Consider the following 13,780-nt stretch of genomic DNA (forward strand, 5'->3'; position numbering starts at 1 on the left):
AAATTAAACTAATATTATATTTTCATACCACTAGGCATTGTTAAATAACAACACAGAATACTTTATTACAATTGGAAGTATTATCATTATTCACCAAATAATTTATTAAGCAATTTTTTAGGGACCGCTATTCTTACTGTTACTAGCTTATTTACAATCTGACTAACTTTAATATCACAAGTTGCGCTTAACAAACGATAAGCTGTTTGGAAATTTACAAGTAAATATTTTTGCAAATGTTTAATTGCAGTTATTGAACAATTTTTTATTGCCTTATCAAGTGTGTCGCCAGATGAAATAAATTGAAAGTATTGCTCAGTCTCTAAAATAGGAGAGGATATTTGTTTCCCAGAAATCTTCGACAGTTTCATGGTTACTCTTCCACCGATTTCCACGCCTGTTCCGTTCAATTCTCCGTCACCCATTGATGCATGTAAATCACCTAGAGCGAGCAACCCCCCTTCTTGAAAAACTGGAAAGTAAATTGTGCTACCAATGGTAATATCCTTTGTGTCCATATTTCCGCCATGACTATTGGGTATTGCTGTATGAATCCTATCTTTTTTTGTAGCAACTCCAATAACACCTATCATTGGTTTAACTGGAATACTAATTTTTTTATCAAAGTGGATCTTATTGTCTCTCACTTTTAATATTCTAGTTGTAGGAGTTTTTATTTCTTCTCCAAGAATACCCAAACCTGGGGAAGTAATCATAATACCGTTATCATCTAAATTTATATCAGAAATAGTAACCTTTAGGACATCATTCTTTGTTAAGTTATTTACATAGATTGGTCCTGTTGCTTGATTCATTATTCCTAGGTCTATATCTGATCGTAAAATAGATTCACTATTGATTTGTCCTCCATAACAGTCATGTGTTTCTACCATTATCGTTTCTTCTAGATTAACAGTGAAATTTGGTTCTATATAAGGAGAAAAATAATTAATAGTTTTTTCTTTTGAAAAAAACTTCATTACGTCACCAACCTTTAGGTAGTACACTAAATAGACCAAGTAAAGTATAAATGGCAGCACCAGTAAATAAGACAATAAGTAATGACTGAATAGCCGGATGTGCCAATTTACCACAGTTCCACGCTGGTTCTTGTTCATTTATTTTTCTAGCCTTATTAATCATTAATACTGGAATTACAGCCATCACGACTCCAGCGAATGCTCCTGCTATAGAAATAGCATCCACAAAACCAACGAGCCCGCTATAAGCTAAAATAAATGGTGGTACCGCAACAAATAGAAGTGAAATCAAACGATATTTAACATCCCATTCAGAAGGAAATTTGAATTTATCCACTATATTTGTTAAGAAGCTCTGGCCAATTGCCCAGAAAGAAGTCAACATAGCTAATAATGCAAATCCGTTTGCAGTAAAGAAAGCCCAATTACCGAGAGCATCCGCCCAAGCAATTGTCACCACCTCAGTAACATTCTCTGGCCCTGTTAATCCCAATGCAGCCATTGGAACTAACGCCAGTAAAATCGCAGTAATCATCATGCCTAAAATAATTGCTTTTGGTAAATTCTTAATCCTCTCTTTTGAATACCCGCGGGCTAGTTCTGGAACAGTATATTGAGCCAAAAATGCAAAAATAGTTAAACTAAAAACAGGTATTGCAAATTTAAGATCTGAATACAAAACAAATTCTGACTTTAAGCCTGGGCCTATAATCGACGCCATAACTAATATAACAACGAGAATCCCCATCCCAAAAGTAATGAATTTTTCAGCTACTCCTGTAGCTTTCAAACCAAACCATATTACAATAACTGCTGGCAAGAAAAAGAGAATACTACCAATCGTGGGCGGGACACCTAAAAATTCTGAAAGAATATTACCGCTACCAGAAGTATAAGCAATTAGGGCTCCTAATGAATTTGTAACCACGGACAAAAACATTAACCATGAACCTAATTTGCCTACATATTTTTCAGCCAGTCCACTTAATTGGAGATTCTTCTTGGTTCTAAGAGTTGTTTCAGCTACATACAACATAGAGATTGTTGTTAATACTCCTGCAACCACGATCCAAAACACTAATACTGGCCAACCAGCATTTTTTGCTCCGAATGCCAAACTTAATATTCCTGCCCCGATGTTTGCTCCTACTATTAATGCCACACCCTCTAACAACGTTAAACTAGTTCGAGTTAATGCAGAATTTTGTTCTTTATCTACTTTCTTCATTGTTAACATAATATCCCTCCCTCAATATAATTTAAATATCTCTAACATACTTCTATTTTCTTAAAATTAGTAAAGCAACGTTCGGAGGTATTATCTATCCCTGCTCTTTGTTAATTAATTTTACAAGACATTCAACTTCCTCAAATGTAGTTGAATAATGAAATCCAATTCTGACCCCACCTATTCCCTCAATTGAACGGAGGCTAGCTCTATATCCCGCTTTCATCATTCTCCCTAATAATTGCTTTTCAGCTCCTATACCTTCTTTTCCTGAAAGGGTAAGGATAGAAGACCAGGTAATAGGGTCTTTCTCTCCTAATATTTTAAACTGCTCATTTTTTATATTGGTTCTAAATATTATCTGTAGTTTACTTATATGTTTGGAAGAATCAACTAATCCCATCCTTTTCCATGCTTCGAAGCTTTTAGCTAACATAAATGCTCCATTCACATTAACCATTCCACCTGATTCAAATATACTTGCATCTCGCTTGACTGCTAAGTGTTTTAAATCTCTCAACGTTCTATTTCGTGACTCAAGGTATTCCATCCAGCCAGATGTTGGCTCCTTAATATTAAAGTAACCGTAGAAAGATGGAGAAATTCTATCAAGGAGACGATCACTAATATACATAAATCCAAGACCAAACGGACTATTTAACCATTTATGTCCTCCCACGATATATGCATCAATTTGGTCATTTTTTAAATCCTTCCATAGAATCCCCGCTTCTTGAATACCGTCTACAATCCAGAATTCATCTGGATCTTTTTCACGCAGCTCGAGAAGTTTTTGAAATGAAAACCGATGGCCGCTGACTTCCTGAACAGAACTTAAACATAGTATGTTTGTATTTTTTTCCATCATTTGATGAATTACTTCTGGAGATACCACCCCATTTTCAGATTGACAATAACAGATAGCATCAGAATTGTTTTTCCACACGAGAGCACTTGAAATAAACTCAATGTCAGGAACTACTACTTTTACCGGGACTGTAGAGTTCTTCAATGCGTTAGCAATCAAACCAAGTCCTTCCGTTGTATTTGCTATAAAAGCAATATTCTTAGATGGCACACGGTAGGCTTTAGCAATTACTGCTCTTGTACGCTCTACCAAAGAAACCATCTTCATGGTGAAATCTTCAGTACTCTCGGATACTTCTCGAGGAAAGGTTATCAGGAAGTCATTTAATTGTTTAATTGCTTCTTTATCGGGCATTCCTAGAGATGCATAATTAAAATAAACCATTTATCTCTCTCATTCCGCAGCCTTGCTAACGCTTACATTTTTTGTGCTTTGAACTCCATATATCTCTACTTCCTCCAACTGATACTCTTCTTCTGTCATATATTCAATCCCCCAGCTGCTAAAGGCTGCGAATAAAATAACTAGTACCATCGCTATACAATAAAACACATACGGTACAACACCGACTGGGTTAAAATTTGGGTATTGTGCAAGATCGACCATTCCTCCTACAAAGGCAAACGGAATTAACAATCCGACACTGTAAGGTAAAAAACCTATAATGGAGGTAGAACATGCATCCATTAAGTTGCCCCTTCGCCAAGGCTGGATGCGGAATTTATGCCCAAGCCGTCTAACAAAGTCACCAAGCATTACCATTGACGGTGTCCCGGCAGTCGTCAATGCGTTTAATATCAGAGTCGCTAGCACAATAACAATCTCTGCACGTCTTGGAGATGTTGCCACCAATTCTGCTTTTTCAATCAACCAATCTAGAAATCCTCCACGCTGAAGCGTACCTATTAATGCCATAAGAAAAATAGTAAATACTGCTACTCCGACCATTCCCATAATGCCATCAAGAATAATGCCGCCTGCAGTGAATTCCTCACGATTAACTAATAATATATCTTTGAATCCGATTAATCCAGTTACTAATCCAAGGATTAACCCAAATGCATTTGCATATAATAATCCTTCAACTAGATCCCTCCCTCTCATCATCAAAAACAACAATAGAGAAGGTACAAGAATCATTATTAGACCAAGTGGCGCAACATCTGCTGGTGGCTTTATTGAAGAACTCCCACTGTTTATTAATGCAAAGAAAATATAAAGAATAATCGTAATAGAACCTGCGGCCAAAGCGTACCGAATCCTGCTTTTAACCACTTTATCGACTTCTGTTCCTTGAGAATAGGCTGAAACAATTGTTGTATCGGAAATTGGAGCCAAATTATCACCTACATATGCGCCTCCAATAATAGCCCCTATAATAAGCAATGGATCTCCACCAAGTGCATAACCAACTGGAAAAATTATTGGACTTGCAGCAATTAGCGAACCTACAGCAGTACCTGTAGCCATAGAAATTAACGCAGTAATTAAAAATGCAACTAGAGGAAACCATGCAATTGATAAACCAATCTCCAGAAATGCCCATACCAAACCTTCAACAAGACCAGTGGACTGTAATAATTTCGCCATAACACCTGCCATAAACCATGCTAATAACATGATGGCAAGCATTCTTGATGTTATTCCTTGGATTAATGAATCTATATATATTTTTTTGTCTTTGGCAAGAATTAAGCCTACTAATAAAGCTAAAAGAATCATTGGCCAGAAAGCTTCTGGAAGTGCAGCCCCTGTCATTCCCAGCCATAAAATGCCGACAAACATCACGGCAAAAGGTACTAATAAAATTGGAACCCCACCATAGAATTCCAGTTTTTCATGGCCTAACTCATGTTTTTCCCTATTCATATCCCTATCTCCTCTCAAAATTTTACTAAAGAATTTCTGTGAGTTTGTCTATAGCTATACGGATATCATCTTTTGTGTTATAAAAATGTGGAGCTATTCTAATTACATCATTACGTGCAGATAAAATTACCCCTTGCTGAGCCAACTTACTTTCTATTTCGGAAGCATTTTTTACATAAATTGCAGTATTGGATCCTTTCTTTTTAATATCTTTAGGGCTTTTTACAATCAGCCCTTTTTCTTCTGCTTCATTAATGGTAAATGCAGACAGCAGTTCCAACTGTTGTTCTATTTTATCTATCCCATAATCATTTAAAATAGTTAGAGCAGTTTCAGCAGCAAAACCATTAATCATGGGAAAGGTGCCTGAATCAAATCGCTTTGTTGCTTCTGCATAACTAATATTTTTAATATCAAATGCAAAAGGATCATGTTGGCCAAACCAACCTGTAATTTTCGGCGTAAGACGCTCTGAAATCTTCTTATTTATATACAAAAATGCAATCCCGGGGGTACCTAAGGCATACTTTTGTAGCCCAGCAGTTAGCATATCGACTTCCATTTCCTTTACATCTATCGGGGTCTGACCAAGGGATTGATAGGCATCAACTAATAAGTAAGCTCCTTTTTCATGTATAGCAGTTGCAATTTCTTTTAAATTTTGTTTAAAACCATCGTAAAAGGAAACATGAGAAGTACTGACAAGTAATGTCTCTTCATCTATTTGATTTCGGTAATCTTCTGCCGTGATGGTTTCAGCCAATTTATTTTTTATAAATTCAACCTTATAATTTTCCTGATGGGATAACCATACGTGGCCGACAGTTGGAAAATCAAAGTCAGTCACAAATATCTTTTTTCTTTTTTCATTCTGTAGACTTGAGGCCACACTTGATACTCCATGTGATACACTTGATACAATAGCTATTTCGTCCAAGTCAGCGTTGATCATTTTCGCAAATTGGGCTCGAGCATTTTCACAAGCTTGCATCCAGCCTCCCCAATCCATGCCAGACTCTTCCCATGTATTAACATATCGGTGAATGGCATTTTTAACATCAACATGTAACGCACTTTGGGAACAGCTTGATAGCTGAACTTTATCTCTTAGAATTGGAAATGCTTCTCTTACACTATTCATACTTTGAATCATATTTATCATTCCTTTCATTTTTTAACAGAGGTGTTCATAATGAGTAAATTTATTGATAGCAGTTCTCCATGGTTTGAAAATTTGGACTATGATTGGTCAATACTACTAAACCAGACAATTATAAAATACGAGAACCAACCAGCCAACACTCCTATTTACCACCAAGGAGATCAAGCTGAAAATATTTTCATTGTTCTTGATGGCCGCATTAGGCTTTTCATGTTAACACCTGATGGTAAAGAAAAAGCAATTTCAATAGCTGGGAAGAACTGTCTTTTAGGAGTTAATCGTCACCCGGAAGACAATACTTATTTTGAAAATGCCATTACAGCCTCAGAAGCTAAAATCGCCAGTCTTCCTTATCTACAGTTTGAAAATCTCATTTATCATAATCCCATTCTTGTGAAGCAATATGTTCATCTACTTCAAGAGAAACTGCGTTTTGCCACAACTTATAACCTCCAGTTGTCTTATGGCAGTTCAGTTAAACGTATATACGATGCTTTTTATCATTTAGCCAAGACATATGGAGTGCAAAACAACGTTGGAACTGTCATCCAAATAACATTTACACATCAGGAATTAGCCAATCTAATCGGAACAAGCAGAGTTACAGTGGCAAATACTGTGAATGATATGTTAAAAAATAACCTTCTAAAAAAGACAAAAGGTAAGTATCTAGTCCCGGATCTGAATAGACTTATAACCGGTTAAATTTATTATGTACTAAATTAATTATTCTGTATGTAAAGTATTTTACATTTATTAAAATTTTTCAAAAAATATTACTTATGTTTAGGAAAATTAAATTGTAAGTCTCCATAGAAATTATCGAAGAGCAATTAGAAGAGTCCTTATTTTATTTCATCCAATAAATAATTGCTACGAATTGTGCGATCTGTGTTCCCTCCCAGTCTGCTTGAAAGCTCCATGTCAACATGAATCAATTCCAAATGGGAACATATCAAATCAATTCTGCCTCGATTATTTTCCAATCGCTGGTTAACAAGATACGGTGTAACAATTAAATCTCCAAGAGAAAGCTCCCCATCACTATCCAAAAAGTCGTCATACCAATGCTTAATTGTCCGCTCCTGCCGATCTAGTGCCAACCATTCCTCGAAACGCATAAACGATAAAGTCAAATTCGTCTGCGGATCCAGATCGATGAGCAACACATGCTTCCCTCTGTTTGCCAATTCTGCCGCAATATTAGCAGAGAGCGTCGTTTTACCAACACCACCCTTATAATTCATGACCGAAATTACCCCAATAATCCTCTCCCCCTTCATGTGCACCAGTTAAATATATATGCGAAGTGGCATGACAACTTTCATTATTGGAGGGAGAAATTCGGATTTTGGCTGAGGTTGGTTGGTGGGATTGGGGGTTAAGGGGAAGTTGTGTGATATATCATTGGGGGAGGGTATGCATATGCACACTACTTAATACAAGACTAGTAGTAGTTCCTCTATCCCTCGTCAACAAATGATTTTTTGCTTAACCTAAATCTTTCAGGCGGCAAACCAGATATCAATATAGTCAATAAAAATCCGATAGTTATATTTACCAGATACCATACAATCCAGTAGTTCATCATAAATAATAAAATAGTTAAAATGAAGAAGATAAACATAATCCCTGTAAACCAAACTTCTATCTTTAAACTATTTTTTCCTCGTTTTATGTATTCCATCAATTCAGGCTCAGTCAAATAAACTTCCTTTAGATCTTGATAGTAGACCTTATAGACAAGGATCCCTAAAGTGATAGATATAATCAGGCCAATCATTATATAAGCTACTACGGCAATCGGATGATAAACTGGTAAATGAATCGAACTGACCGCTCTAAATATCGCTAACACAAGAACGAAAGCGACCCAATATAAAATATTATTTTCGTCCCTGTTGTATACCTTGTAAACATGCTTCGTCCGCTTATCTAAGAACAAGGTATACTGATCTATGTTTTTTCCTTGTTTTCGATAAAAAGGGATTAACTTCATTCCGTTTGCTCCTTTTAAATTTCACTTTTACTTCTATAAAGATATTAATTAAAAAGTCTACAGTTATATCTCTTCATTAATAAATTGTTTAATAGTTTTTTGTCTGGTAAAAGGTTTCTTAGCAATATATACTGTTGTAATTCCGCCTGCCATACCGGCAATAATTAATGGCTCCAATTGATGTACACTAAAAAATAATACAGAACAAAAAATGGCTAAAGCAGACATAAAAAAATCCCATATACTTCTTTTTTGAATTGTCTTTGAAAGCTGACCCTAGGACCAAGAAGTCCAGAAACGGCATCCCCGACTTTTGCCAACTCTAACTAATCAACTTTCAAGCTTCATTCAACTGCATACCATCCTATACTTTCAAATAATACACACACTCTCTACTTTTACCAAAAAAACTAATTTAACATAAAAAAAGCAAGCGTAAAACCTTCCCTCCATATAATACCAGGAGATATATTACGCTTGCTCTTTCATTTATATCATTGAGTAAGTTTCAAGCACTTCTCTTTCTACACACAATCCTTACAATTGCCATCCAAGAATTCACCACAGATTTCCGATAAATCGCACCTTATCCCAAATGTCAGTTATCTATGAAAATTTCCGCATTCTTGCTAAGCTGGTTAAATGCTTCATCAGACAGCAGCTTACTATCCTTCCAATTAAAAAGTTATCTTTGAACTCTTCCATATGTTTAACATCTTTCTTAGCAACTTTTTTTCTTCAGAATGATGGCGTTTGACAATACTTTGATGCAAAAGCTTCACCCTAATCAAAGCCTTTAACAGATTTTACTTAATCAGCAGCATTATAAGTTTTTTTGACTGGAGCAAGTTGAATTTCAATTGGCATGGCATCTTTATTATCAAATTCTAATACAGTCTTGCCCTCATCATTGGAAATGATACGATAATTATCCCCCTTTTCCTTTAATCTCCATTCACCTTTTAGTGTCAGACGGAGTTGATGCACCTTACTTTCATTTTCTTTCCAAGGACGCGAATAAGGACCTTCTCCTCCAATAAAATTGCCATTGTCGTCATATTGATCCTCATCCTTCCCTTCATACAAATGCCAATCTGGGTCCACCTCTGAAAGGATTAAATCATTCCCCTTTTCTTTAATCATAATCATTGATGGCGTATCGACCGAAATAATATGGCCCTTATCAAGGGAATCATTTGGTTCCATAATGGCATAACCGGTTGTTTTTGATTTACTATCTTTGACGATATGCGCATCATAATCCTTTTGCAGCACTGTATATGGTGCATGTTTAGATTTATCCATTCTACGGGTAAATGCATTTATCTGGCCGGGATTCGAATCGACAAGTATGGCATACTCATACGACCCTTTATCAGGCGCTTTGCCATGCTTAAGCCATGCTGTCGCAAAGTCCCCTTGGGTATCCCTATCGTCTTTTTGATCTCTGGAGTGTTGTGTTTCTTTATGAATGCCTATTTCCTGACCGGCAGGAATGTAGTATCCATTATCTTTGTTATCGAGCATCCACACAGATTTGTTACCATTTAACGTATTTTCATATGGGAAGTCTGTTACCTTTTTACCGTTAACTCGAACAGGATCCTTTTTATCTACCATATGATTTTGGAACAACGTTGTTTCCGTTTCATGCTGTTGATCTGTGTTTTCAATATTGGAACCAAGCGCAATAATCCTATTATCAAACATAAAAACGGATTTCCTTGCTCTAAATGATTCATCATATTTTGGATGTTCGTGAAGCTTCATAGCAAACATCCCATTTTCTCCTTCGATGTTTAGCCCTCCCGCATAGGACTCATATGTTAGCAGCATTTCAGTAGTTGATTTTGCCCTTAGCTTATCAATAGGAAGATGTTTCGTTGTAGTACCAGGCCAACGGTTCCAATCCCAGCCTTCCTGAGTATAACCACTGTCTAAATAGTTGACAGGATTACCCTTACCTAAAATTTGAATTTGGCCATAAGTAGTATATCTACCAAACAAATTTGCGTTAGAGTAAATTTCATTCGACCAATGATAGCGATGATGACCTTTCACACCAACAAGCCAATTATCTCTCCGATGCAGTGCAAGTACTCCATAATTCATCGTCCAATTTCCGTTAGGTGCAGCTTCTGCTTTATATCCCATAGATTTGAGACGCATGGTTGTTTCATCTACATTCTCTGGTTCAACAAGTCGAAGATAAGCTGCAGCTAATTCAGGATCAATATCTTCCTTTCCATCTGGCGTACCAGCAAGAGCCATATATTTAAATGCGAAACTTTCCAGATGAAGACGGTTTGTTGGATGACGACCAGCTACTCCTATTAGCCACTCATATTTATTAGAATATAAACGGCTTGCTAACACAGCCTTTTTCAACATTCCATGTGCCTCTTCACTTATATGAAATGTTGTATTACTTAACATATAAACGACAGGAGTCATTCCCTCAAACGCATCTCTTGCATATGCTGGATAGAATCCCATGTGATGAAAGGCAGAGCCATCTGGCTTAAATGCTGGCATTAATCCCGGAGCCGGAAGCAAGCCTTGATTCAACCAATCTCTAAGTCGCTCTAACAAAGCGATTTGCTTCTCTTTATCCTCCTCAACTAAAATAGTCGCCACCATGCCCTTTAGTGTCGTATTAAGAATATCAATATTGGCGTAATTTTTATTTAGATCTTCATAAATCCTTCCTATACCTGTATACCAGCTCATCATTTTTTGAGTACGATTCAACAATCCAGCCTCTTTTAGCTCGTCCTTCATAAGCACCACAGCTGGATAGTATCCACGCATGTTATAGCCCAAATGATGCATGGATCCAAGACTACTCCCCCATGCCCATCCTTGATCATGCATGTGTTCTAAAAGATCAAGAAAAATAGATTTCAGTTCACTTTTATATGTCTCATTATCAGTGGTTTGATAAGCCACTGCTACTTCTTTCATAAAATCAGTATAATCTCTCACATCAATCCCATTAACCAGTTTTTCTATTTCATCATAGGCTTCTTTTGGATAAATATCCTGGATATTTTTCAAATTAACTGGTCTCCCAGTTATCGCATTATTACCTCTTGTAATCTTGTAAGATGCAAATTGTTCTTGTATATTTTTCATGTACTGATTAGTAACTTCCTCAGCTTCTCGCAGCTCAAATTCTTTGTATCTATCCTCTATCGTTTGCAACGAACTGCGATCTTCCTCCGTTGTGTTAGCTTCATAACTCTTCGGGAGCAAAGAATCGAATTTATACAAGGATAGCCAATGTGCATTTGGGCTTTGGTCAGCTTCTTTATTTACAAACGGTACCTGAACATCTCTTGTAGGATAACGCGGGTCCACCGGATTACTTAATACCATTTGATCCATATACAGCTTTCCTTCTGTTACACTTTTTGGAGCAGTAATAGAGACTGTATTCATATTAAAGTTCGGATTTCCTTCCATATCATGAAAAGGCACCCATGCCGTTCGCCAACCTGTAAAATTTAAGTTAAAAGTAAATGATGCGTCGGTTTTACCATTGCTGCCAAAATCAAAGATCAACTCATCATTAATCGGGGTTTCATTATATATCCATATTCCAAAGGTATCTTTATTCATGTTTTTTAAATCAATTGGGTTATTAATCGTCAATTGTGAATCCGCTTTGAAGGTCCATTCAAGTGAATTTTTTCCATCCTTGTAACGAGCCTCTGTTGTTTTTATTGTTGATCCACTATCTGTTGAGAAGGCATCAGGCACCCCAGATTCAAACGAAAATGAAGACTCTTTATCCTTATCACTTGAGTCCCATTCTTCAAGCGTAATATCATCAAACCAAACGGTACCTGTACCTTTTTCCAAGAAATTTTGAATACGGACAGTGTTATAGCCTTCAGGGACTTTAACAATCTTTTCAATATGCTTCCAGCCTGAGGTACCGGTTACTTCATTTGAATACTCATAAACCTTTTTATCACCTAAAAAAGTTAAACGCAACCTGGCACCATGGTTACTGGTAACTTTATCTGTTTTAACCCAAGCAGAAAGTTTATATTCTTTTCCGGGAATGACCATCACATCCTGCTCTACTGATGCACGGCTGTCACTAGAAGCTTGAATTTTAATAGATTGCTTTCCTGAATGACTAATTTGATTATCTACTACTAATTCGGGGACGCCACTTGCTTTCCATTGACTCCAGTCCGCTGGTCCTTGAGAATTCAACCACTCTTTACTTTCTATTGTTTCTTCAAACCCTCCATTTTTCAAAAGGTTACTAGTTTCCTTATTAGCAGCATAAGCAATGTCTATTTGCGAACTTATCAGTGGGTAAAACAAAGCGGTGAAAATAACGAAAAAAATTACTTTTAATTTTTTCAAAAAATCACTCCTGAATTGTATTAATTGAATTGGAATAGAGGTCGCAGTTTAAGAGTTAAAGCTTTTAATTAAACACTTATACCATTTACTTTTTGGCACTACTATCTTAACTAGATAAATCTAATAAAAATCTCCCCTTTTTCAGCTATATTAGCTTCCTTAATCATTAGTAACACCCAAATAATGTAACCGCTGTCATTTATGCTTTTTAAAGGAAGCTTGCTGATAACAGAATCTTTGACTAACATTTTTATCATATAATTTAGTCTCTGGCTAAATCTTATTATTATCGGAGATTTTTTCTTGACTTCGGAAGTCAGTATTCTGTATAGAATAAATTTTCAAAATTATATAAAAGTAATTAGTTCATAAGCACTATTTTCAAATTTAAGAAATAGTAGACTTTAAAAATTCAAACTCGATAAGTAATTAAATAAATAAACTGCCATTAAAACATTCTAATGGCAGTTCATTATTTGTTGTATATCGACAATATCCATGGAGTACTGGCACCATAACTAAAGCAATGTAAAACTGCCTATTCGTATGTTTAAGTTTCCTTTTCTAAAACAAATCTATAATTTAACAGATGCTCTAGATAAAGATCTAGTGGATATAGTAGTGGAAAAGAGGGTCTAATGAATGATAAGTAGAAAAATTCGGGGAGTTACAAATACCCATAACCTGAAAAAGTATGTTGTAGTGTGTATTTTACTGATTGAGGAGTTTACGAAGTTTCTTCTCGTGCTGCACAGTTTTGCTTGAGAGAAAGTCAACCGTTTCTTGTATTTCTGTTAATTCGACACGTGAACCATTAAGCTTTGCTTCCATGCGATCAAAACGTTCATCCATGCGATTCTCCAGCTCAGTCTTCATATTATCCATACGGCTCTCAAGTGCACCCTTCATGTCACTCATACTTGTCTCAAGTTCGGTTATTTTTCCAGTAATTTCCCCAGAATATTGCTTGAGAGCATTAAGAACCTCATTTAGTTCATGCTTTTCCATATTGTATCACCCCCTATTAAAGACATTATATGCGATAATACTTCATATTTAAAGGCTTAGTATGGTTTTGTTTGACGTATATGCGACAAAAGTAGGTTATAGCCCACATACTCTCTGTGAGAGGGAAGGAACTCAGAAATTAGGATACATAATTAGGTTGATTACTTTAACCTGCCTAATATTATTAAAAATATCCGGTTACTTTTCTCTGTTAAGAAACTGTTTTTCTTATGTTCAGCAGGACACGAAAGGATACGCTGTACCACTTATCATTGAAAATGCC

At 36.1% G+C, this 13,780-nt stretch carries 11 protein-coding genes; 1 reads left to right on the forward strand and 10 read right to left on the reverse strand.

Going from position 1 to position 13,780, the window contains the following annotated elements:
* Positions 1-86: 86 nt before the first annotated feature.
* From BME96_RS16010 to BME96_RS16030, 5 genes are all read right to left on the reverse strand, one after another.
* Entirely contained in the window at positions 87-980 is an 894-nt protein-coding gene (locus BME96_RS16010) for an acetamidase/formamidase family protein (protein WP_019377531.1), read from the reverse strand.
* 4 nt (positions 981-984) lie between these two features.
* The gene (locus tag BME96_RS16015; protein ID WP_019377532.1) at positions 985-2,217 is read right to left on the reverse strand and encodes an aromatic amino acid transport family protein; all 1,233 of its coding nucleotides are present in this window, start codon (positions 2,215-2,217) and stop codon (positions 985-987) included.
* 85 nt (positions 2,218-2,302) lie between these two features.
* Positions 2,303-3,460, reverse strand: coding sequence for an aminotransferase class V-fold PLP-dependent enzyme (locus tag BME96_RS16020; RefSeq protein ID WP_071649587.1), 1,158 nt, complete (start codon positions 3,458-3,460; stop codon positions 2,303-2,305).
* 9 nt (positions 3,461-3,469) lie between these two features.
* The gene (locus tag BME96_RS16025; protein ID WP_071649588.1) at positions 3,470-4,945 is read right to left on the reverse strand and encodes a Na+/H+ antiporter NhaC family protein; all 1,476 of its coding nucleotides are present in this window, start codon (positions 4,943-4,945) and stop codon (positions 3,470-3,472) included.
* A gap of 25 nt (positions 4,946-4,970) precedes the next feature.
* Positions 4,971-6,098, reverse strand: coding sequence for an aminotransferase class V-fold PLP-dependent enzyme (locus BME96_RS16030; RefSeq protein ID WP_071649589.1), 1,128 nt, complete (start codon positions 6,096-6,098; stop codon positions 4,971-4,973).
* Between the two features lie 39 nt (positions 6,099-6,137).
* On the opposite strand from BME96_RS16030, the gene BME96_RS16035 reads away from it, so the two are divergent.
* Positions 6,138-6,812, forward strand: coding sequence for a Crp/Fnr family transcriptional regulator (locus BME96_RS16035; RefSeq protein WP_071649590.1), 675 nt, complete (start codon positions 6,138-6,140; stop codon positions 6,810-6,812).
* A gap of 140 nt (positions 6,813-6,952) precedes the next feature.
* Here the strand turns inward: BME96_RS16035 and BME96_RS16040 are convergent, their stop codons facing one another.
* The 5 genes from BME96_RS16040 to BME96_RS16055 all read right to left on the reverse strand — a co-directional run bounded on the left by BME96_RS16040 (position 6,953) and on the right by BME96_RS16055 (position 13,497).
* Positions 6,953-7,354, reverse strand: coding sequence for a ParA family protein (locus BME96_RS16040; RefSeq protein WP_269321176.1), 402 nt, complete (start codon positions 7,352-7,354; stop codon positions 6,953-6,955).
* Positions 7,355-7,569: 215 nt separating this feature from the next.
* Positions 7,570-8,106: a hypothetical protein gene (locus BME96_RS16045; protein ID WP_019377530.1), complete on the reverse strand. Its 537-nt coding sequence runs from the start codon at positions 8,104-8,106 to the stop codon at positions 7,570-7,572.
* 63 nt (positions 8,107-8,169) lie between these two features.
* Positions 8,170-8,334, reverse strand: coding sequence for a hypothetical protein (locus BME96_RS19675; RefSeq protein ID WP_156036046.1), 165 nt, complete (start codon positions 8,332-8,334; stop codon positions 8,170-8,172).
* Positions 8,335-8,916: 582 nt separating this feature from the next.
* Entirely contained in the window at positions 8,917-12,489 is a 3,573-nt protein-coding gene (locus BME96_RS16050) for a chondroitinase family polysaccharide lyase (RefSeq protein ID WP_071649592.1), read from the reverse strand.
* A 711-nt stretch (positions 12,490-13,200) separates the two neighbouring features.
* Complete coding sequence (locus BME96_RS16055) at positions 13,201-13,497, reverse strand: hypothetical protein (protein WP_060678310.1); 297 nt, start codon at positions 13,495-13,497, stop codon at positions 13,201-13,203.
* Positions 13,498-13,780 lie beyond the last annotated feature (283 nt).

The organism is Virgibacillus halodenitrificans, from assembly GCF_001878675.1.
Lineage (GTDB): Bacteria > Bacillota > Bacilli > Bacillales > Amphibacillaceae > Virgibacillus_Q > Virgibacillus_Q halodenitrificans.

Excerpts from the sequence above, each read along its gene's own strand:
- BME96_RS16010 (WP_019377531.1), bottom strand. The coding sequence starts at position 980 with ATGAAGTTTTTTTCAAAAGAAAAAACTATTAATTATTTTTCTCCTTAT.
- BME96_RS16015 (WP_019377532.1), bottom strand. The coding sequence starts at position 2,217 with ATGTTAACAATGAAGAAAGTAGATAAAGAACAAAATTCTGCATTAACT.
- BME96_RS16020 (WP_071649587.1), bottom strand. The coding sequence starts at position 3,460 with ATGGTTTATTTTAATTATGCATCTCTAGGAATGCCCGATAAAGAAGCA.
- BME96_RS16025 (WP_071649588.1), bottom strand. The coding sequence starts at position 4,945 with ATGAATAGGGAAAAACATGAGTTAGGCCATGAAAAACTGGAATTCTAT.
- BME96_RS16030 (WP_071649589.1), bottom strand. The coding sequence starts at position 6,098 with ATGATTCAAAGTATGAATAGTGTAAGAGAAGCATTTCCAATTCTAAGA.
- BME96_RS16035 (WP_071649590.1), top strand. The coding sequence starts at position 6,138 with ATGAGTAAATTTATTGATAGCAGTTCTCCATGGTTTGAAAATTTGGAC.
- BME96_RS16040 (WP_269321176.1), bottom strand. The coding sequence starts at position 7,354 with ATGAATTATAAGGGTGGTGTTGGTAAAACGACGCTCTCTGCTAATATT.
- BME96_RS16045 (WP_019377530.1), bottom strand. The coding sequence starts at position 8,106 with ATGAAGTTAATCCCTTTTTATCGAAAACAAGGAAAAAACATAGATCAG.
- BME96_RS19675 (WP_156036046.1), bottom strand. The coding sequence starts at position 8,334 with ATGTCTGCTTTAGCCATTTTTTGTTCTGTATTATTTTTTAGTGTACAT.
- BME96_RS16055 (WP_060678310.1), bottom strand. The coding sequence starts at position 13,497 with ATGGAAAAGCATGAACTAAATGAGGTTCTTAATGCTCTCAAGCAATAT.